Here is a 21,905-nt window from a genome sequence, read left to right as displayed (position 1 = left end):
TCTGGTGTTTTAAATACTTTTAAAAGCAATAACAAATGAAATTACGGTTATAATAATTCCGACCATAAAAAAATTGTAAGCTATTCGAAGCAGATTATATTTACGTTGTAAAACTAATCCAAGGTAATATAAGTCTTTGATCATCGTTGAGTATAAATAATCACGATCTTTCATCATCTCATTCATTGCCCAGTCATAATCCTCCAAAGGCATTTTGTAGAAATTCCCGAAGAACATCAGGTTTACCTTTTTGTCTTCAACATCTGCACGGGTAAAGAAACCTGAAGTTACTTTTGGACGTGTGGAAAGAATGGCAAAGATAATGGTGATAACACTTGACATCAGCATGATAAAAGTTGGGATAACCAAATGTGCGTTTTTTGGACTGTCTAATTTTGGAATAATTGAAGAAAGTGCAATCGAGATAATAATGGCATTTACAGACAATAAAATGTTGGCCTTACTATCAGCAATACCACTTAAACGAGTATGGTTTCCTAAAGTTACACGAAATAAAGTATCAATACCACGATCGGGTTTTTCTGTTTTATCCTTCTTTTTTTCCTCATTTTCCATTGCTTTGTTATTTTTTAATTCTTGCTTATTAATTCTTTTTTGTACAAGGGCAATAGTTTTTTCTTTTAAAGGCTGCCATTTTTTCAAGGCATAGTCCGTGTAAAATCGATGTTTATTCAATAAGAAATTTAAATTTTCTTTCGCCCATTCTAAACTGGAAAAAGAAATATCCATAGTGTTTTTTAATTCAGAACGCAATAATTCGCAGGAAGATTCATATTCTAAACTTGTAATGTGAACATAATCAGCATCTTTTATTATTTTTTCTAATTGTGTTTGCGGGATATATAATTTTGAAGTAGCCAAAATAAGTTTAGAAACTTCTGCTATAAATTCATCTGATTGTTCTTTTTCTTTTAAAAACTTAGTTGCAATCTTCACGCTCTCCTCTTCATGATTTTCCATTCCGTTTAAATAACCTGTATCATGAAACCATGCTGCAACCAAAAGCATTTCTTTTTCAGCGTCTTCTATTTTTTCCTTGTCACAAAGCTTGATTACAGCATTTACGACATTAAAAGTATGGTTGAAATTATGGTAAGAATATAAATTAGAAAGGTTATCTTTGAGTAAATTACTGACGAAATCTTCGGATTGTTTTACTAGATTCATAAAGAATATTTTTTATACGACTAAATTATGAAATTGTTTTTGGATAATCATTTTATTGCTAAGATTAAAACTCAAATAGTATCTTTTTCGCTTTTGTTTTTAATCTTTTCATGTGCTACAAATCATACTCAATTCGGAAAAAATATAGCTGCTGACGATGTTGAAAACGCGACTGATACTATAAAAATTGCACATGCTTTTTATTTAGTCGGAGATGCCGGAAATGCGGATGAAGAAAAACCGAAACAGACACTTGAGTTATTGCATCAAAAACTAAAAAAGGCCAATAAAAGATCAACTTTAATTTTTTTGGGTGATAATATATATCCAAAAGGTTTTCCCGGTGATGATCATCCTTCAGATAAAGCTCTGGCAGAAACAAAACTTACAAACCAATTAAAATTAACGAAAGGATTTAAAGGAAAAACTATATTTATTCCGGGAAATCATGATTGGTATAATGGTATTAAAGGCCTTGAAAGGCAGGCAGATTTTGTTTCAAAATATCTCAACGATAAAAAATCATTTTTACCCAGAAAAAGCTGTCCGATTGAAGAAGTCAAAATGGATAGCACAGCTTGTCTGGTGACTATTGACAGTGAATGGTTTTTAGAAGATTGGGATAATCATCCGACAATAAATGATAATTGCGATATCAAAACCCGTGAAGATTTTTTTGATGAACTTGAAAGCATTTTAAATAAAAATCAGGAAAAAACGATTATTCTTGCCCTTCATCATCCATTAATGAGTAATGGAACTCATGGAGGACAATTTTCGCTAGAGAAACAATTATTTCCTTTAGAGAAAAAAATTCCATTGCCAATCATTGGTTCAATGATTAATTTTATTCGAAAAACATCTGGAATCAGTCCACAGGATATTCAGAATAAGCAGTATACAATTTATTCAAAAAGAATAAAAGCACTCATTCAGGGACAGAAAAATGTAATTGTTGTTTCCGGTCATGATCATAATCTGCAGTTTATCAATAATGAAAATATTAATCAGATTATTAGCGGAGCCGGTTCAAAATCTGAGGCTGCAAAAGCAGTAAACCCTTATGATTTTTCTTATGGAGGAAATGGTTACGCTACATTAACCTTGTTTAAAAGCGGAGATGCAAAAGTTGCTTTTTTTGGAAACGAAAATAATAAGGAAAAACTACTTTTTGAACGTGAAATAATAAAAGCCAAGGAAATCAATTGGGCGGAAAATAAGACCAATAAATTTCCTTCAACAATTACGGCTTCAATTTATTCCAAAGAAATGACAAGGAAAAGTTTAGTACATAAATTTCTTTTTGGAAATCATTACCGCTACTATTATAGTTTGCCTATCGAAGCAAAAACGGCGACCTTGGATACACTTATGGGAGGTTTAAAACCTATAAGAGAAGGAGGAGGACATCAGTCAATATCATTAAGAATGGCTGATTCCAAGAAAAGAGAATATGTAATGAGGGCTTTAAAAAAGAGCGCGACACAATTTCTTCAATCAGTTGCTTTTAAGGATCAATACGTGGCAAATGATTTTGAAGATACTTATGCGGAAGATTTTTTACTTGATTTTTATACTACATCACATCCTTATACACCTTTTTCGGTTGGTAGTATGGCAGATAAGCTGGGTTTAGCGCATACCAATCCTGTTTTGTATTATATTCCGAAACAAAATGCATTGAAAGAATTTAATTCGAATTTTGGTGACGCATTATATATGGTAGAAGAACGTCCGACAGATAATCAAAAGGATGCACGAAGTTTCGGTAAACCAAATGATATTATTAGTACAGATGACATGATGAAAAACCTTCATAAGGATGAAAAGTATGTTGTGGATGAAAAAGAATATATGAAAGCACGTTTATTTGATATGCTTATTGGCGACTGGGACAGACACGCTGATCAATGGCGCTGGGGAGAATATAAAGAAGGGGATAAAGTAGTTTATAAACCGATTCCGCGTGATCGTGACCAGGCCTTTACAAAGTATGACGGAACTTTACTTTCGTTATTGATGAATATTCCAGCCTTGCGACATATGCGAAGTTTTAAAAAAGAAATTGATAATGTAAAATGGCTTAATCGCGAACCTTATCCATTAGATTTAGCTTTTGTTCGAATTTCAGATAAAGACGATTGGATTGCCCAGGCTAAATATATCCAGGAACATCTTTCGGATAATGATATTGATCAGGCTTTTAAAAACCTGCCAAAAGAAGTGCAGGATGAAACTATTGAAGGAATTAAACTAAAACTGAAGAACCGAAAAAAGGAACTTCAAAAATATGCAGCTGTTTATTCTGATGTATTAGCTCATACAGTTATTATAGCGGGAACAGATAAAAAAGATAAGTTTGTTTTAAACCATAATGCTAAAAAGAGTCTGGAACTAAAAGTTTATCGGATTAAAAAAGACGGAGATGAATTAATTTATACTAAGATTTATAATGATAAAACAACAAAAAATATTTGGATTTATGGTTTGGATGATGACGATATTTATGAAGTAAACGGAAAATATAAATCGAAAATTTTAATTCGGTTAATTGGAGGCCAAAACAATGATTTATATGCTATTGACAACGGTAGGAAAGTTAAAATTTATGATTTTAGATCAAAAATAAACACTTATAATCTGGATAAAAAAGCGCAAACCATTCTTACTGATGATTATGATGTAAACTTATATAACTTTAAAAAACCGAAATACAATGTCTTCTCAGGTTTGCCAACTGCAGGCTTTAATCCGGATGATGGGATAAAAGTAGGGATCAATATAAATTATACGGTGAATAATTTTAAACAAAATCCATACACTCAAAAACATGTTTTAAACGGGTATTATTATTTTGCAACAGGTGGTTTTGAATTAGATTACACATCACATTTTCCGGGATTATTGGGGAATTGGGTAATTGATGTAGAAGCAAAATTCACCACACCAAATTTTGCAATAAATTATTTTGGCTACGGAAACGAAACCCCAAATAGCGATCAGGATTTAGGAATGGATTACAATAGGGTTCGCATCCAGAAATTAAGGGTGGCTCCTGCTGTGAGACATGTTGGCCGTTATGGAAGTGAGTTGAGTTTTCAGCCTGTTTTTGAGCAAATGAAAGTTGAAGATACAAATGGACGTTTTATTGATGTTCCCGGGATTGTAAACCCGGCTGTTTTTGAAAATCAGCAATATGGTGGTGCCACAATAAAATATAGCTTCAAAAATGCCGATTTTGTTTCAAAACCTACTTTGGGAATGGGATTTATGATATCAGGAAGCTGGCTCACGAATTTGAATGACACGAAACAAAATTTTCCAACTATAGAAAGTAATTTAAGTTTCGTGCATAAGATTGACCCGCAGGGTAAATTTGTTTTTGCTACTATGGTTAAAACAAAAGCGGTTTTAAATGATAATTATGAATTTTATCAAGGTGTAACTTTAGGAGGTGATAAGGATTTACGCGGTTATAGAAATGAACGATTTTTAGGAAATACATCCTTCTCACAAAGTACTGATTTGCGTTATAGTATTGGAAAAATACGTAAATCAATAATTCCTTTGACATACGGAATTTTAGCCGGCTTTGATTATGGCCGTATTTGGTTGAATGCTGAAGATTCAAAAAAATGGCATAACGATTTTGGCGGCGGAATATGGATAAACGGAATAAATGTAATTACGGCAAGAGTTTCTTACTTTAAATCTCCTGACGAAGTTGGAAGAGTTGTTGTAGGTGCCGCTTACAGTTTTTAATTTGCTGATTTAAAATATAGATGTATTTTTTACATAAGGTTACTTCAGCTTAAATTCATAGACTTTCCCGCCTATTTTATTTGTTTTTTCATCTGAAATTAATAAAGTAGTATTGTCTTTAAAAACAATAGCTTCTTTTTGTGAAAAATGGTTCAAATGAATTTCAGTCTGAGTTCCTTTATTAAATAAATCGTCCGGATAATTTTTGAATATAACTATTTTATCATGACTTAACAAAACTACTTTTTTTCCGTCAGGACTAATTGTAGCACTTGTTAAAACACAATGATTGTAATTGTCACAAGTTTTAAATTCACCTATTTTGGTTGCTTTTTGAGTTCCCGGAGCGTTTGGAATTTTGTAGATAAAAGCTGTGCCGTCAAAATTTTTGCTTCTGTTTTTAGTGAAAAGGTAAAAGTAATTTTGGTATTCAAAAAAACCTTCAACATCATAAAATAATTCTTTTTTCTTTGGAGGAAATTCTGTCTGTTCCGGGTAAGAAAATGAAATTTTGTATTCGGCAACTGCATTTTCTTTATTTAATTCATTTTTGGCTATTTTGTAAATGCATAAATCCTTACGCTCATTGTCATTATTACCAAAATCACCAATATAAATATTTCCGTTTTTATCTTTTGTAATATCTTCCCAGTCTATATTTTGGGCGTTGGTAATGGCGATGGTTTTGTCCAATTTTCCTTCTGAATTTATAGCATAAATTTCATTTTTATTTCCGCTGTCTTCCAGGGTATAAATTAAATTCGTTTCCGGAAAATAAGTGATTCCCGAAACCTCTTTCAGCTTTTTCGGAAGTGAAAATATCGTTTTTAAATCACTATTTGATTGTTGCTGGCAAGCTAATAAAACTATAGAAACAAGTAAAAAAGACTTTTTCATAAAATTCTTAAATTAAATTCGTGTTTTTAAAATTACGCGTAATAAACTCAAAAGCAGCAAACATAATGTGTCCCATAGATTTTGCGTTTTTAAACTTCATATCATTTGTATAACGATATAATTCCATTTTTAGTTGATTCAGGTGTTCTTCTGTCGAAATAGTATCATGACACATAATATTCAATAATTTTTTGATCCTGTTTTCAGCTGAGTGAATACGTTTTGCCAGTATAGCTCTTTCTTCATCTTTATATTGAAAAATAGAACGCTCCTGCAGTTTTTCCTTGATCAATTTTATCATTGGATAATTTTCTTTGAAAAACTGAGGGCGGTATACTTTGAAATTACCTTCATAACATTGCTGGTCAAAATCTATAGGACGGATTTTATAGACTACCTGGTCAAAATCATGAATGGGTACAATTACATAATTATAAGCGCGCATATCGCCTAAAAGTCTAATCATACAGCGCTCATTAAACTTAACGAACTCTTTTGCTATCTGGGATTTTTCGGTTTCAGTACAATTATGCAGTAAAGTATCCATGAAAACATCTCCGGGAATACCAATGATGTGCTCTTCAATCAGAGTGTCTTTGTAAACTAAAAAGTTGATTTTGTCCGGAGATAAAATATCTTCTAATTCCAATCCGTAAATTCTGGAAGCATCCGCTTTCTTAATGTAAAAGTGAACGTAGTTATCGTTAAGGATATTTCGAACCTTAATCCGGAATGGTTTTGAATTTCCAAAAGTACAGTAATCAATGGCGTCAATGTTAAGGAACTGAATAATTTCACTATTTCCGTCAGAATGCAAAAGTGAATAGACTTTTTTTAAGTTTAGGTCGATTTCGTTTCTTTCAAATTCACTATAATAGACACGGATCCATAATGTATCATCCTCATTTTTATCATAGACATTTACAGAACCTGAAAAACGCAATAAGTCATCATAAAACACAGACACCTTTGAGATGCGTTCATAGCGTTCTAAATAACTTAACAGAGATTGTGTTAAAGGGTAAGAAGGTTTTTTTAATAGCATTAATGGCTCGCTCATTTTCAATATCTTTAATGCAAATTTACATTAAAATTACATTTAGGAGTAACAAAAAGGAGGTTGAAACGTCTTACTAAAAACTTAAACCGAAATTAATTTGGAAACCATACTTACTATTCAGAATCTTCATAAAAGATACGGGCGCATTCAGGCCTTGAAAAATGTATCTTTTGATATACAAAAAGGCCGCGTTTATGGAATTTTAGGTCCCAACGGAAGCGGAAAATCAACTACTTTGGGAATTGTTTTGAACGTTGTAAACCGAACTTCCGGTGATTACAGTTGGTTTGGAGGAAAAATGCAGACGCATGAAGCCTTAAAAAAAGTGGGTGCTATTATAGAACGCCCTAACTTTTATCCGTACATGACTGCCGAAGAAAACCTGAAACTGGTCTGTAAAATAAAAAGCATCGATTATTCTAAAATCAATGAAAAATTGGATTTGGTAGGTTTAACCGAAAGAAAAGATAGTAAGTTCAGTACTTTTTCGTTAGGAATGAAACAGCGTTTAGCTATTGCCTCGGCACTTTTAAACGATCCGGAAATTTTAATTTTAGATGAGCCTACGAATGGTTTAGATCCACAGGGAATTCATCAAATCAGAGATATTATCAGAAAAATAGCTTCTCAGGGAACTACTATTTTATTGGCTTCACATTTATTGGATGAGGTTGAAAAGGTTTGTTCGCATGTAATTGTGCTACGAAAAGGAGAAATTCTGTATTCAGGTTCGGTTGATGGAATGTCTGCTAACGAAGGTTTTTTTGAAGTTCAGTCTGGCGATAATGAAACTCTTAAATCTATTTTGAATGAACATCCTGCAATTGATAGAATTACTGAAGAGGAAGATAAAATTTTGGTTTACTTAAAATCAGAATTATCCGCTTCAGAATTAAACCAATTTTTGTTTTCTAAAAATATCACATTATGTCATTTAGTAAAACGTAAAAATAGTTTAGAAGCCCAATTTTTAGAATTAACCAAAAACGCTACACAAAATAACTAAGCCATGAACAGACTTATCTCTATAGAATTACAGAAAATCTGGAAAAACAAAGCCAGTAAAGTATTGACACTTACTTATTTCATTTTACTTTCGTTTATTGCTTTAATCGCATCTGTTAAATTTGATATTGGACCTTTTAAGTTTCATTTGGCCGAAATGGGGATTTTTAACTTTCCGTTTATATGGCATTTTAATACCTATATTGCTGCCTGGCTAAAATTTTTCTTAGCAATTGTAATCGTTTCGATGATGGCTAATGAATATAGTTACGGCACTTTAAAACAAAACCTGATTGATGGTTTAAGTAAAAAAGAATTTGTCTTGTCTAAATTTTTAACGGTTGTACTTTTTGCTTTGTGTTCTACTATTTTCGTTTTTATTATGAGTCTGATTCTTGGATTGAGTTTTTCATCTTACAATGAATTTGATGTGATTTTAATGGATTTAGATTATCTGTTAGCCTTTTTTGTAAAACTTACGGGTTTCTTTTCTTTCTGTTTATTTTTAGGGATTTTAGTTAAACGTTCTGCTTTTGCCTTGGGATTTCTGTTGGTTTGGAGTATAATTGAAGGGATTATAAAAGGAGTTTTAGCATTTAAAATTTTTCCTAACAGTAATACAGACGATTATATTATGCAGTTTCTTCCATTGGAAGCCATGTCAAATTTAATTGTTGAACCTTTTACAAGATTATCTGTCATAAAAAGCATCGGTACACAAATGGGTGTAGAAAATACAAAAGATTATGGTGTACATTATTTTTCTGTTTTAATCGTTTTGATCTGGACATTTTTATTTGTTTACTTCTCTTATAAAATATTAAAAAATAGGGATTTGTAGTTTTTTGACTACGGTATAATTTGTTTTAGGATGGTTTGAATGAGAAAGGTTATTTTAGTTTTAAAAGTAATGTAAAAATTATTACTTTTAAAATATGCTAAAATATATACATTTATATCTTTCTTTACTATTGTTACCGCTTTTGAGTTTTTCACAATTTAGTAAAACTCATTATATTCCGCCTGTAGTGGCTTCAAGTGGTGTGCCTGTAGGGGAACAATATATTTATATTTCTACTCCAAGCTTAACTCCGGTTGGTTTTAGCATAAATGAAATTGGCGGGGCAATTATTACCGGAACAGTTTCCAGGGATATTCCCTATATTTTTGACATTAATGCACACAATGCAAATCAATTGGTTCTTGATCAAACTGAAGCAAGCAGTATCAAATCTAATCGGGGTTATATTATTGAAGCAGCAGATATTGTGTATGCCACAGTCAGAGTTATTGACAGAACCGGTAACCAATCAAGTGAAATAGTTTCAAAAGGTTTAGCTGCATTGGGTACTCAGTTTAGAATTAGCGGTTTTACAAATAAATTAAATACCGGTTATTCAGACAGGCATTTGACATTTGCATCAGTTTTAGCGACTGAAAACAACACAGTAATCAATTTTAAGGATATCAAAACTGGAGCAGTTTTGATAAATAATACCCTTACAGGAAATTCGATACCAAGTATTACCCTGAATAGTGGGGAGAGTTATACTATTGCAGTACAAGGTCCCACGCCTGCGAATAATGATGCACTTATTGGGGCATTAATTTCGTCAAATAAACCCATAGCTGTAAATTGTGGTTCTTTTGCAGGATCCAATGGAGAAGTAAGAAATAATGTAGATCTAGGCTTCGATCAAATTGTTTCGGCAGAAAGAACAGGAACTGATTATATTTTTATTAAAAGCACAGGTTTTCAAAATGTAGAAAAAGTCATTTTAATTGCCCATGAAGATAATACCTATATATTTTTAAATGGTTCTGTAACTTCAAATTACACCATTAATGCGGGTGAATATGTTTCGCTTTTAGGTTCTGATTATAATTCACAGGGGAATTTGTATGTCCGTTCCAGCAAAAATATCTTCGCCTATCAGAGTGTGGGGGATGATGTAAGGGGTGATGAAGCCAATCAGGAAATGTTTTTTGTACCGCCTTTAAGTTGTCAAACGCCAAAATCAATAGACAATATTCCTTCTATTGAGTCAATTGGCAATCGTGTTTTTACAGGCAGGGTTACATTTACGACAAAAACGGGTTCAGATTTAAATTTTATAATTAATAAGGTTCCTTATACTTTGGCAACACTGCCTCCGAATGTAAATGTTTTAGGACCGACTACTGTCACAGGAAATACAGAATATGAATGCTATGTTCTAACCGGGCTAACCGGAAATGTATCTGTCTTTTCTACTTCTCAATTGTATTTAGCAGCATATGGCAGTGATGGTGCGGCAACATTTGGAGGATATTACTCAGGTTTTACTTTTAAACCCGAAGTGAATTTCCAGCAGTTAAATGTATCTCAATTCGGCTGTATTCCTAATGTTAAATTGAATGTAAGTTCCCTGACGGGATTTGATGTGTTTCAATGGTATTTTAACGATATTGCAATTCCCGGTGCTAATTCCAATGCATATTCACCAACGCAACCAGGATATTATAAGGTAAAAGCAACATTGTTGGCCTGTGGTATAGAATTATTTTCTGATGAAATTCCTGTTAGTGATTGTCCCACAGATATGGATAATGACAAAACTAATGACAATGTAGATTTGGATAATGATCAGGATGGAATAACAAATTGCACTGAATCATTTGGGAATCACAATATAGATATTTCTAATTCAGGTTCAAATACTATTTCTATAGGTACTTATACAAATTCATTTATTCAAACTGTCACTACTTCGGCAGCAGCAAGCAGTATTCCTTTTTTAGGAAATGCTGACGGAAGTTTTGTTAGTGAAGTGCCCGCAGGTAAAACAAACTGGATGAAATATACAATGACTTTTACTCAGCCTGTTTCAATTGGATTAGATTATATTTCAACAGGCAATACAATTGATTTAATGAATTCTACAGCTGAATATGTTGTGAATTCAGAAACAAACAAAACTATAACGGTATTAAATCCAAATAATCAATTATTGATTGATACAAATTATGATGGTTTTTATGAAAGTGGTGTAACTGAATTTTCATCATTTGAAATTCGTTTCAGGTTAAATGGTGCTGTTCCGTTAACAGCTGGTACAGGAACTTTTAAATTTTTAACGAATCAGTCTAAAATGATTAGCTTTAAGCATCAAAATCTTTCCGACACAGCATTAAATAGAACGTCATTAAAATTTTATCTGGTTTGTATTCCTAAAGATTCTGATAATGATGGAGTTTTAGATCAGTTGGATCTCGACAGTGATAATGATGGTGTTCCCGACGCTGTTGAAGCACAAGGCGCAAACTTTAAGATTGTATCTAATATTGATACTAATCACGATGGGATTGATGATGCGTATGTAAACGGACTAATACCTGCGGATTTTGATAATGACAATGTTCCTGATTATTTAGACTTGGATAGTGATAATGACGGAATTTACGATCTGACAGAATCAGGAAGTAATGCTGCAGACACCAATTTAAATGGTATAATTGATGGAAATGATTTTGGAATAAACGGACTGGTAAATTCAGTAGAAACTTTTCCGGAAAGTGCAAAACTGAATTATAGCATTATTGATACCGATTCTGACGGTATTCATAATTATATAGAATTGGATAGCGACAATGATTTGTGTCCAGACGTAACAGAAGCAGGGTTTATTGATTCTAATAATGATAAATTTTTGGGTGCTGTTTCCCCTCCAGCAGTGAATATAAAAGGTATTGTTACAAGTGGGATCGGATATACAAATCCAAACTTAAATTATGCGATTGCAGCGCCCATAATTATTAATAATCACCCGGAAAACAAATCGGTTTGTGAATTACAAAATACAACTTTTACAGTTGTTGCTGCTTCAATATCGGGTTATCAATGGCAGGTTTCTGTGAACAATGGGAATACCTGGACTGACTTGGTTAATAACGTAACCTATTCGGGAGTAAATACCTCATTGTTAGCAGTCTCAAATGTTTCCCAATCGATGAATACGGATCAATATAGAGTATTTTTGAGTCGAACAGGCAATTCATGCGGCTTGTATTCTAATGCAGCAGCATTGACAATATTAGGATTGCCAACAATTAATTCTCCTGTAACTTTAGTGCAATGTGACGATGATACAGACGGGGTTTCGATATTCAATTTAACACAGAAGAATAATACCATTTCAGTTAATTCAGCTGTAGAAAAGTTTAGTTACTACACTAATATTGCAGGAGCAGAATCACAAGATGCCTCATCATTAATTGTAAATCCCCAAGCTTATACTTCTTCAGATAAAACAATTTATGCGCGTATTGAAAATGCAAATGGCTGTTTTAGTATCTCACAGTTGAATCTTATTGTTTCTGTAACTCAAATACCCAATAGTTTTCAAATTGCAGATTATCAGGCATGTGATGATTTTTTAGATGAATCCAATACGGACAAAGATGGTATTTCGAGTTTTGATTTCAGTAATGTAACGCAGGAAATCAAAAACACACTTCCGGCTTCGGCTACAAATTATACGATAAACTATTATAAAAATGAGGCTGATTTTCTGGCCGAAACTGATGTTTCCGGAAATTCATTAGCCATTACAAATATTTCAAATTATCGAAATATTGGATATCCAAATAATCAAAAAATATGGGCAAGGGTCGAAAATTCCTTATCTAATGATTGTTTTGGATTTACTACTTTCAATTTAATAGTAAATCCACTTCCAAACATAAATCTAAACATTGACGAAAACGAAAATAAAATTATCTGCAGTAATTTGCCGGAACTTTTGGTTACTCTTGATGCGGATATTAACGATGGTACACCAATAGATGATTATACTTATCAATGGTATTTGAATGGAAACATAATTCCAGAAGCAACGATGTTTTCTATAGAAGTTAATACGCAAGGAACTTATACCGTCGATGTAATAAATAAAAACAATTGTTCCAGAACGCGGACTGTAAAAGTTGTGGCATCAGATATTGCTGAAATTGCAGCTATTGAAGTTAGGGATTTAAGAAATGATAATTCTGTTTTAATAAATATAACCGGACCTGGGCAATACGTTTATAGCCTTACCGATTCAAATGGACCTTATCAGGATTCAAATTTGTTCGAAAATGTCGCTGTAGGTTTTCATACCATTTATATCAAAGATTTGAATGGATGCGGAATAACCGAAAAAACAATTGCAGTTCTGGGAGCTCCAAAATTTTTCACTCCAAACAATGATGGCTATAATGATACCTGGAATGTGGAAGGTGTAAGTGCTGATTTTTATTCCAAATCAATCATTTATATTTTTGACAGATATGGAAAACTGATCAAACAAATTTCTCCGTCAGGTTCAGGTTGGGATGGAACATTTCAAGGTAATCCGTTGCCGGCAGACGATTACTGGTATACTGCAAAATTTGACGATGGCCGGGAAGCAAAAGGACATTTTAGTTTGAAAAGATAAAGGTTTAAAAAATTCCAAACTATAAATTCCAAATTCCAACTTCAAAAAAAGAAAAAATCCCAAATTCCAGTAATTGGAATTTGGGATTTTAAAATATTGGAATTTGATAAATTAGAATTTAAATCTTTTTCTATCAGTTTCTGTCAAATAGATTTTTCTCAAACGAATAGATTTTGGAGTAACCTCTACATATTCATCTTTTTGAATGTATTCTAAAGCTTCCTCTAATGAGAAAATAATTGGAGGGATGATTCTTGCTTTTTCATCATTTCCAGAAGAACGAACGTTGGATTGTTTTTTCTCTTTAGTTACGTTTACACACATATCATCACCACGAGAGTTTTCTCCAATTACCTGACCTTCGTAAATTTCTGCATTTGGTTCAACAAAAAACTTACCACGATCTTGCAATTTATCGATAGAATAAGGAATAGCTTTTCCTTTTTCCATAGAAATCAATGAACCTTTGTTACGTCCGGCAATTTCTCCTTTGTAAGGCTCATATCCTATAAAACGGTGTGCCATAATAGCTTCACCGGCAGTAGCAGTAAGCAATTGATTACGCAATCCAATAATTCCACGTGATGGAATATTAAATTTTACAATCATACGCTCCCCTTTAGTTTCCATACTCAGCATTTCACCTTTACGCATAGTAACGAACTCAACCGCTCTACCTGAAAGAGTTTCTGGTAAATCAATTGTCAATTCCTCAATTGGTTCACATTTTTTACCATCAATTTCTTTGATGATAACTTGTGGCTGACCAATTTGCAATTCATATCCTTCTCTTCTCATTGTTTCAATAAGAACAGATAAGTGAAGTACTCCACGGCCAAAAACCATGAATTTATCAGCAGAATCAGTTTCACCTAACTTCATAGCTAAGTTTTTCTCTAATTCTTTTGTCAAACGGTCTCTAATATGACGAGAAGTTACAAATTTACCCTCTTTACCAAAGAAAGGAGAGTCATTAATTGTAAACAACATACTCATAGTAGGCTCGTCAATATCAATTGTTTTCAAAGCCTCAGGGTTTTCAAAATCAGCGATAGTATCTCCAATTTCAAAACCTTCAACTCCAATAATAGCACAAATATCTCCGGCAATTACTTGTTGTACTTTTTTACGGCCAAGTCCTTCAAAAGTATGAAGTTCTTTGATACGTGATTTAGTGATAGTACCATCTCTTTTTACCAGTGAGATTGGCATACCTTCATTCAAAATTCCTCTTTCCAAACGACCAATAGCAATACGGCCGGTAAATGCAGAGAAATCTAAAGAAGTAATCAACATTTGTGGTGTTCCTTCAGAAACTTTAGGAGCAGGTACATTTTCAACAACCATATCCAATAATGCTTCAACATTATCAGTTACGTTTTCCCAATGATCAGACATCCAGTTATTTTTAGCAGAACCATAAACTGTTGGAAAATCCAACTGCCATTCTTCTGCACCTAATTCAAACATTAAGTCAAAAACTTTTTCGTGAACTTCTTCAGGAGTACAGTTTTCTTTATCAACTTTATTGATCACTACACAAGGCTTAAGACCTAAATCAATCGCTTTTTGTAATACGAAACGAGTTTGTGGCATTGGACCTTCAAAAGCATCCACTAATAAACATACACCATCGGCCATGTTCAATACACGTTCTACTTCTCCTCCAAAATCCGCGTGGCCAGGAGTGTCAATAATATTGATTTTTGTTCCTTTATATTGAACAGATACGTTTTTAGAAGTAATAGTAATACCTCTTTCACGCTCTAAATCGTTATTATCAAGAATTAAATCACCTGTATTTTCGTTGTCACGAAATAATTGACAGTGATACATAATTTTATCAACCAAAGTGGTTTTACCGTGATCGACGTGGGCAATAATTGCAATGTTTCTAATAGATTCCATCTGTGAATTTTAATGGGTGCAAAGGTACACTTTATTTTGATATAAAAAACGTTTTGAAGATAGATTACGTAATGTCAATGAATTAGTTTAATTGGATAGTTTTAATTCTATAGATTTAAAGTTTTCATTTGTTAAGATTTGGTATATTTACCTATATTTGAGTAATGAAAAGTAAACCAAAACAAATCACGCTGATCTATGTTATCATTTCGTTATTTATGGCCATATTATGTCATAAATTTCTCGTTAACTGTGCTTTAGGTGTAGAGTTTTACCATTTTAGTTTTATAAAGGATATTTTTTTTATTCTTTTTACTGGTGCAATCTTTAATTATATTTTGTCGAAAAATGAAAGAAGAGATGTATCTATTCTGAAAAAGATGCAGCTTAATAATGAAGAAATTAAGGAATCTAATGAGAAGTATGATATAGTTGCAAAAGCTACAAGTGATACAATATGGGACTGGAAAATACAGGAAGATTATATTACATGGAATAAAGGTATCGAAAATGTTTTTGGTTATAAGCATGATGAAGTAGGGATGACTTCACAATGGTGGTTTGATAAAATTCACCCTGAGGACACTATAAAAATGTCCGTCAAATTATATTCTTTTATTGAACTTAAAACAGAAAAATGGCAGGATCAATACAGGTTCAGATGTGCTGATGGAACTTACAAATATGTTTTGGACAGAGGTTTTCTTTTAAAAGACGAAAATGGTAAGAGTGTCAGGATGATCGGTGCTATTCAGGATATTACAAAACAAAAAGAAGAGGAGCAGAGACTTAAACTTTTAGAAACTGTTATTACCCAATCAAAAGATTCTATTCTGATTACCGAAGCAAATTCTACAGATGGTAAAATTCCAAGAATTGTTTATGTGAATCCTGCATTTTCTAAAATGTCGGGTTATGAATCTGATGAAATTCTGGGCCAGTCGCCAAATGTTTTTAAAGGGCCAAATTCTGATCCTGCAGCATTAAAAAAAATATTGAAAGCAATCAAAGAAGAAAGAGAATGTTTGATTGAAACCATAACTTACAGTAAAAATAAAAGAGAATATTGGGTTCGTTTTTCAATGATTCCAATTTTTAATGCTGAAGGTGTAATATCACATTGGATCTCTATTCAGCAGGATATTACTGAGGAAAGAAAATTAGAAACTGAAAAAGAGCATTTAATACGTGAGTTGACTCAGAATAATAAAGATTTAAAGCAATTTTCTTATATTACTTCACATAATCTTAGAGCTCCATTATCTAATTTAATCGGTTTGTTAAACTTAATTGAAGATATACCTATTGAAAACTCTGAATTGGAAGAGATATTAAATGGTTTTAATAAATCTACGCATCTCTTAAATGAAACAATTAATGATTTAGTAAAAGTCATCATTATAAAGGATAACTCTTCGATGCAAAAAGAAATGGTTTCCCTGAGTGAAGTTTTTGAAAATGTATTTAGCCAGTTATCCTTTCAAATAGAAGCGCATAAGCCTATAATAAAACTTAAATTAGATAAAGTTCCTTTACTTAATACAAATAAAGCCTATATCGAAAGCATATTATTAAATTTGCTGACGAATTCTATAAAATACAAATCTGAGAATAGAAAATTAAAAATCTCTATTACTGCAGAACAGATTGATCAAAAAGTTTTTTTAACTTTTAGCGATAACGGAATCGGAATTGACTTAGAAAGAAACGGGGATAAAGTGTTTGGATTATATCAAAGATTTCACAATTATCCGGACAGTAAAGGTCTTGGTTTATATCTTGTAAAATCCCAGGTTGAAACTATGGGTGGGACTATTAGTGTAGAAAGCGAGGTGAATAAAGGAACCTCATTTATCATAACATTTAAAAACTAATATGATGGAACAAATTTTATGTATTGATGATGATCCTATTACATTAATGCTGTCTAAAAAAGTAATTGAGAAGTCTTCTTTTTCAAATGAAATCATTACAGCTCAAAATGGCGAAGAAGCTTTATTGTACTTTAATACCTTAAAATACAATAAAGCCAAAATAGTTAAAAAACCACAGCTTATTTTTCTCGATTTAAATATGCCTGTTATGGGAGGCTGGGAATTTTTAGATTATTTTACATCCCCGGCTTATAATGAATTTAATTCGGTAAATGTTATTGTTCTATCTTCTACGATTAATCCTGAAGATTTGCTCAAAGCAAAGAAGTACCCAATAATTAAAGATTTTCTTTCTAAACCAATAACAAAGGCTATGCTGGAATATCTTAAAAATAAAATGGATTTATAAATAAAAAACCTCAAATACTAACTTGTATCGAGGTTTTTTGTTTTTAGTAAGTAAGAAAATAAATGGCTCTAGCTTTTTTCTTCTTTATTGAAATATACCAGGTAGTAATACATTTGTTTTTCTTCATCCCAGCCTTTTTCAACAAATTTTTCAGCGCTTTCCGGATTGATGAAATCCATTTTAATCTGAATGTGCGTATCCAGATTAATAACGTTTTTAATTGATTTTCGGGCATCTGAAACTGCTGCGTTGGCAATAGGGAATGAGGTTATATCTTCAATGCTGTATTTTTCTCCTTTATCAACTTTGTAGTTTTTAAATTCCGGAATTAAATCGGGGTTGTCTAATACTTCATTTAAGAAATTTTGTTCTTCAAACTGATCATTTTTTGCAAAATAGTTCACAGATCGGTTCATAAACATCACTTCTTCTTTTTTGTCTTCTGCGGGTAACACCACATCTTTTGCGAAGTTTTGACAGAATTTCAGGTATTTTTTAGTGATGAAGTTTTCATCTTCAAAAGCATCAACAGATAAAAAATGCTCTAACCAATAACGCGCATCATAACGGTTGCTGTCTACAGTAAGAATTTTGTAACCTTCTTCTTTTTTATAATTAAAAATCAAACAGCCTTTATCTAATTTACTCAGGTTGATTCCTTGTTGTAAAATCATCTCCAGATTGCTGTCTTTTTCTTCAAACTGCAAAAAGTCTGATTGCAGCTCGCTTTTGAAAATTCCGATAGCATCAACAACATTATTGTCAATACTTAAATTCGTTAAGTATGTTACATAAACTTCTCCGTTTTTAATGTGCGGATGGTTTGACTGCTCGAATAAATGTGTCGTGATTTTTTTAGAAATTTCTTGTAAATTACCAGGATTATCAAAAATCTCCGTAGCATATTTAAACATGTCGTTATAATCCAAATCGACTTCGTGCGCAAACTGGTAATAGTTTTCTTCTTTCTCCCTAAAAGGCTTAAAAAAATATTCTTTTATCAGAGGAACAATTTCGTCATTTAAGCTAAAAGGCTGTTCAGACAAAAAAATGGCTTCGTTTCTGCTTTTGTTTCCTACGCGGTGTATTGCAAGCGTCTCGATGTGGGTGTTGAATAAGTTGATCATGTATTTTTAGGTTGAGAGTTGCAAAGGTTCAAAGTAACAAAGGTTTACTTTCGTTCTTTTATTTTTCGAATAAATACACTTAGCATTCGTTCTATTTCTCTGCTTTCTTCGTTTATTTTATTAAATTGATTCTCGTTTATGTATTTTAAATTGAATGAAATTTCAAGTTGAGTCTGTATTTCAAATAAGGATGAAATAGCAATATTTAAAAATCTTAGGTAATCATTATTTCCGTCTCTGCCATATCCTTCGGCAATATTACTTGGTATTGATATTGAACTTCTTCGAATTTGTGAAGTTAGTCCATAAATTTCTTCTTTTGGGAATAAACTTGTCAATTGGTAAATTTCGGTTACCAATGCCATTGATTTTTGCCAGATTAAAAGGCCTCTAAAAGTACTCATATTTTTATATTTAAAAAAATCAAACACAAATATAGGAATATTCGTACTGTTAAAAATCAGGAATTTTAATAAAACCTATGAACCTTTGTAACTCTGATCTATGAACCTAAATTTTAATTCCAATTTTCCTCAAAACCGAAATCTTCAAAACTGTCATCTCCTTCAAACATGTCAAGATCGTCTTCATCCAGATCATCTTCAAATTCGCCGTAGATGTCGTCATGCATATCAGCTTCGAAGTTTTTCTCTCCTGAATCTTCGGGCATTTCTCCGTGAGAGAATAAAGTTTCCGGGTATGTCGCTCCTGCAATCTGATCTTCAATAGCAGCCAACTCTACAAGGAATGTCCACATATTGATAAAATCATATACATAAATGATTTTGGTGTTTTGTTGATCTAAGATATCAGATAATTGATAATCGCCCATAGTTTTTTGTTCTCCTGGTACATCGCCAGTGTCAAAAAGCGGAATTTCATCTTCCTGATTCCAGGTCTCATCACAGGTATAAAACGAAGCAACTTCCATTCCGTCAAAACCAAAAGCGTTGAAGATAGCATTGTGTAAATCCTCCAGTGTATCGTCTTTAAGAATTGCAATGTCTCTAAAAATGTCTTCTTCGGCGTCTAGAATCACTCTAAATTTATAAACCATAATCTTTGTATTTTTTTGAAAAGCCAAAGGTAAAATATAAATTATGATTTACGAATTAGGAATTACGATTTGTTGAAAAGATTTTAGCTGATAAATTTTCGGCTTGCATGTCATTTCGACTTAAGGAGAAATCACACTAGAAGCTCCGCAAAGAAAATCGCCCATCTTTGGCGAGTTACGCGTGTGATTTCTCCTTAAGTCGAAATGACAAACCAAACTTATTTTCCAGTCAGTCTCTTTCTGATTTTGTGATAATGTTTATGATAAGTACTGTGGTTTGGGTAAGTTCTGCTGGAAGTCATATTGTTGAAAACTAATGCTGTCAGAAACAAAATTATTACTCCAATGAGTACTGGGGAAACGACATACATATATCCTAAACCTTTTATTTTGTCCGAACCAATGACAGCAATAAGGGCTGTGGCTCCTCCGGGAGGATGTAGTGTTTTTGTGATCTGCATTAAAATTATGGCTAGCGATACAGCAAGCGGAGCTGCAATCCAGATAATATCCGGAGCCAGTTTGTGTACGGTAACACCTATGAATGCCGAAACAAGATGACCGCCAATTAAGTTTCGAGGCTGCGAAAAAGGACTTTGAATAATACCGTAAACCAATACACTCGAAGCTCCAAATGAACCAATTAAATAGACGGCATCATTTCCTGAAAAATGTATTGATTGAATATAAGCCAGAATTCCGATACCTACAAATGATCCTAAAAACGACCAAAATTGTTCTTTATAATCAATTAAAGTTTCCTTATAAAGAATGTAACGTGTTTTACGGTAACTTCTTTTTATTTTTTGAACAGGCATCTTTTTATTTTAATAAACTTGGAGAATACGTATAAACTGTGTAAGGATAAATGATTTTTGCCGTGTATTTCGAAATCAGACAAACTACCAGAATAGGAAAGAATAAAGTATAATCATTTGTTAATCCGCAAACTAAAAATATGGCTGTAAAAGGAGCATGAATACTTGCGCTAAGTACAGCAGCCATTCCAATGATCATAAAATTCACCGGAATTACCTGTGTGTTAAAAAAGGTATTTAAAATTGAAGCCAGCAATAATCCTAAAAAAGCACCAATGAAAAGACTAGGGGCAAAAACACCTCCATCGCCTCCCGAAGCCAAAGTTATAGAAGTTACGATAGGTTTTAAAAGTAAAATTCCAAGAAAAGTAAAACCTAAAGTAATAGTTAGCGGAAGCTGACCTGAATCACTAAAAATCATTTTTATTGAATGATAGCCTTCTCCATATAACTGTGGAAATACAAATAAAGAAATGCTTAAAACAAGAGACCCTATTATGATTTTGTAATAATGTTTTTGAATTTTGCCAAATTGTGATTTGAAAAACAATACACAACGGGTAAGATAAACCGAATTTATTCCTGCTAAAATTCCTAAAAGAATAAAATACGGAATGGCTTTCAAGTGCCAGGTTGTAATTGAAACGGTAAATAAAGGTTCTTCTTTTAAAATGGTAATCAGACCAAATGCAATTGAGACAGCGATTATATTTGTGATGATAAAAGCACGGGTTACTTTTCGGGAAATAACTTCGACAGCAAATAAAATTCCGGCAATCGGACTACTGAATAAAGCCGTAATTCCGGCTGCAACACCAGCACAAATTAATTCTGTTTTGTATTGACGAAAAACATTTTCTTTTTGCTGTGCTACCGAACCTATTGTTGCAGCAGCCACAACAGTCGAAACTTCGATTCCTGTTGAGCCTCCAAAAATAACGGTTAATAATCCGTTTATAAAATGTGATGGTATTTTGTAAGTTGGTAAATTTTTGGATTTTGATTGTGTGCTTTCAAAAACTTCTTTGATTCCTTTGTTTTCTTTCTTTTTAAAAAGATATTGTCTTAGAAAATAAATTACAGATAATCCAAAAACCGGAAAAATGACATAAAATATTGGGTTTACTGAGACTTGATGAAAAAAAATTTCCTCGTAATACTCAGTGATTTTTTTCAATGAAATCCCTAAAAAGGCAGAAAGAAAACCGATTAACAGAGAAACAATAATTAATTTTTGAAGTACAATAAATTGATGATTTTTTTTGATTTGCGCCGTTTTGTTCATCAGAAATAAATTTTGTAGAACGCATTATTTTTATGCGGTTCACAAAATTAGAGAAT

The 21,905-nt window shown here is 32.5% G+C and carries 15 protein-coding genes; 6 read left to right on the top strand and 9 right to left on the bottom strand.

Going from position 1 to position 21,905, the window contains the following annotated elements:
• Positions 1–9 precede the first annotated feature (9 nt).
• Positions 10–1,188 carry a Pycsar system effector family protein gene (locus tag ACEN92_RS09060; RefSeq protein WP_495642047.1) on the bottom strand — a complete coding sequence of 393 codons (1,179 nt, stop codon included), beginning with the start codon at positions 1,186–1,188 and terminating at the stop codon, positions 10–12.
• Between the two features lie 27 nt (positions 1,189–1,215).
• Here ACEN92_RS09060 and ACEN92_RS09055 point away from each other — a divergent pair, with 27 nt between their 5' ends.
• The gene (locus ACEN92_RS09055) at positions 1,216–4,950 is read left to right on the top strand and encodes a metallophosphoesterase (RefSeq protein ID WP_495642046.1); all 3,735 of its coding nucleotides are present in this window, start codon (positions 1,216–1,218) and stop codon (positions 4,948–4,950) included.
• Between the two features lie 39 nt (positions 4,951–4,989).
• Here the strand turns inward: ACEN92_RS09055 and ACEN92_RS09050 are convergent, their stop codons facing one another.
• Positions 4,990–5,847 (bottom strand): hypothetical protein, encoded by an 858-nt coding sequence (locus ACEN92_RS09050; protein WP_495642045.1) that lies wholly within the window; start codon positions 5,845–5,847, stop codon positions 4,990–4,992.
• Positions 5,848–5,854: 7 nt separating this feature from the next.
• Complete coding sequence (locus ACEN92_RS09045; RefSeq protein WP_495642044.1) at positions 5,855–6,907, bottom strand: hypothetical protein; 1,053 nt, start codon at positions 6,905–6,907, stop codon at positions 5,855–5,857.
• A 97-nt stretch (positions 6,908–7,004) separates the two neighbouring features.
• On the opposite strand from ACEN92_RS09045, the gene ACEN92_RS09040 reads away from it, so the two are divergent.
• The 3 genes from ACEN92_RS09040 to ACEN92_RS09030 all read left to right on the top strand — a co-directional run bounded on the left by ACEN92_RS09040 (position 7,005) and on the right by ACEN92_RS09030 (position 13,371).
• A complete protein-coding gene (locus tag ACEN92_RS09040; protein ID WP_495642043.1) occupies positions 7,005–7,913 on the top strand; it encodes an ABC transporter ATP-binding protein in 909 nt (302 codons plus the stop codon).
• 3 nt (positions 7,914–7,916) lie between these two features.
• Positions 7,917–8,753 carry an ABC transporter permease gene (locus tag ACEN92_RS09035; RefSeq protein ID WP_495642042.1) on the top strand — a complete coding sequence of 279 codons (837 nt, stop codon included), beginning with the start codon at positions 7,917–7,919 and terminating at the stop codon, positions 8,751–8,753.
• A gap of 94 nt (positions 8,754–8,847) precedes the next feature.
• Entirely contained in the window at positions 8,848–13,371 is a 4,524-nt protein-coding gene (locus ACEN92_RS09030; RefSeq protein WP_495642041.1) for an FIDD domain-containing protein, read from the top strand.
• 111 nt (positions 13,372–13,482) lie between these two features.
• Here ACEN92_RS09030 and typA read toward each other — a convergent pair whose 3' ends face one another.
• On the bottom strand, positions 13,483–15,279 hold the full coding sequence (typA, locus tag ACEN92_RS09025; protein WP_310281382.1) for a translational GTPase TypA: 1,797 nt from the start codon (positions 15,277–15,279) through the stop codon (positions 13,483–13,485).
• Positions 15,280–15,443: 164 nt separating this feature from the next.
• Here typA and ACEN92_RS09020 point away from each other — a divergent pair, with 164 nt between their 5' ends.
• Positions 15,444–17,153, top strand: a complete 1,710-nt coding sequence (locus tag ACEN92_RS09020) for a PAS domain-containing sensor histidine kinase (protein ID WP_495642040.1) — start codon at positions 15,444–15,446, stop codon at positions 17,151–17,153.
• A gap of 1 nt (position 17,154) precedes the next feature.
• Positions 17,155–17,562 (top strand): response regulator, encoded by a 408-nt coding sequence (locus tag ACEN92_RS09015; RefSeq protein WP_495642039.1) that lies wholly within the window; start codon positions 17,155–17,157, stop codon positions 17,560–17,562.
• 68 nt (positions 17,563–17,630) lie between these two features.
• Here the strand turns inward: ACEN92_RS09015 and ACEN92_RS09010 are convergent, their stop codons facing one another.
• From ACEN92_RS09010 to ACEN92_RS08990, 5 genes are all read right to left on the bottom strand, one after another.
• Entirely contained in the window at positions 17,631–18,689 is a 1,059-nt protein-coding gene (locus tag ACEN92_RS09010; RefSeq protein ID WP_495642038.1) for a nucleoid-associated protein, read from the bottom strand.
• A 44-nt stretch (positions 18,690–18,733) separates the two neighbouring features.
• Positions 18,734–19,093: a four helix bundle protein gene (locus ACEN92_RS09005; protein ID WP_495642037.1), complete on the bottom strand. Its 360-nt coding sequence runs from the start codon at positions 19,091–19,093 to the stop codon at positions 18,734–18,736.
• A gap of 113 nt (positions 19,094–19,206) precedes the next feature.
• Positions 19,207–19,746, bottom strand: a complete 540-nt coding sequence (locus ACEN92_RS09000; protein ID WP_495642036.1) for an IS1096 element passenger TnpR family protein — start codon at positions 19,744–19,746, stop codon at positions 19,207–19,209.
• 218 nt (positions 19,747–19,964) lie between these two features.
• On the bottom strand, positions 19,965–20,564 hold the full coding sequence (locus tag ACEN92_RS08995; protein ID WP_495642035.1) for an HPP family protein: 600 nt from the start codon (positions 20,562–20,564) through the stop codon (positions 19,965–19,967).
• A 4-nt stretch (positions 20,565–20,568) separates the two neighbouring features.
• Positions 20,569–21,849 carry a chloride channel protein gene (locus tag ACEN92_RS08990; RefSeq protein WP_495642034.1) on the bottom strand — a complete coding sequence of 427 codons (1,281 nt, stop codon included), beginning with the start codon at positions 21,847–21,849 and terminating at the stop codon, positions 20,569–20,571.
• Between the last annotated feature and the right edge of the window lie 56 nt (positions 21,850–21,905).

The organism is Flavobacterium sp. Flavsp81 (assembly GCF_059491325.1).
Note: the sequence above shows the minus strand (reverse complement) of the source record. Positions and strands in the feature narration are given on the sequence as shown.

What these genes read in the sequence shown, in the direction of transcription:
- ACEN92_RS09060 (WP_495642047.1), bottom strand. Translation starts at nt 1,188, where the DNA reads ATGAATCTAGTAAAACAATCCGAAGATTTCGTCAGTAATTTACTCAAA.
- ACEN92_RS09055 (WP_495642046.1), top strand. Translation starts at nt 1,216, where the DNA reads ATGAAATTGTTTTTGGATAATCATTTTATTGCTAAGATTAAAACTCAA.
- ACEN92_RS09050 (WP_495642045.1), bottom strand. Translation starts at nt 5,847, where the DNA reads ATGAAAAAGTCTTTTTTACTTGTTTCTATAGTTTTATTAGCTTGCCAG.
- ACEN92_RS09045 (WP_495642044.1), bottom strand. Translation starts at nt 6,907, where the DNA reads ATGAGCGAGCCATTAATGCTATTAAAAAAACCTTCTTACCCTTTAACA.
- ACEN92_RS09035 (WP_495642042.1), top strand. Translation starts at nt 7,917, where the DNA reads ATGAACAGACTTATCTCTATAGAATTACAGAAAATCTGGAAAAACAAA.
- ACEN92_RS09030 (WP_495642041.1), top strand. Translation starts at nt 8,848, where the DNA reads ATGCTAAAATATATACATTTATATCTTTCTTTACTATTGTTACCGCTT.
- typA (WP_310281382.1), bottom strand. Translation starts at nt 15,279, where the DNA reads ATGGAATCTATTAGAAACATTGCAATTATTGCCCACGTCGATCACGGT.
- ACEN92_RS09020 (WP_495642040.1), top strand. Translation starts at nt 15,444, where the DNA reads ATGAAAAGTAAACCAAAACAAATCACGCTGATCTATGTTATCATTTCG.
- ACEN92_RS09015 (WP_495642039.1), top strand. Translation starts at nt 17,155, where the DNA reads ATGATGGAACAAATTTTATGTATTGATGATGATCCTATTACATTAATG.
- ACEN92_RS09010 (WP_495642038.1), bottom strand. Translation starts at nt 18,689, where the DNA reads ATGATCAACTTATTCAACACCCACATCGAGACGCTTGCAATACACCGC.
- ACEN92_RS09005 (WP_495642037.1), bottom strand. Translation starts at nt 19,093, where the DNA reads ATGAGTACTTTTAGAGGCCTTTTAATCTGGCAAAAATCAATGGCATTG.
- ACEN92_RS09000 (WP_495642036.1), bottom strand. Translation starts at nt 19,746, where the DNA reads ATGGTTTATAAATTTAGAGTGATTCTAGACGCCGAAGAAGACATTTTT.
- ACEN92_RS08995 (WP_495642035.1), bottom strand. Translation starts at nt 20,564, where the DNA reads ATGCCTGTTCAAAAAATAAAAAGAAGTTACCGTAAAACACGTTACATT.
- ACEN92_RS08990 (WP_495642034.1), bottom strand. Translation starts at nt 21,849, where the DNA reads ATGAACAAAACGGCGCAAATCAAAAAAAATCATCAATTTATTGTACTT.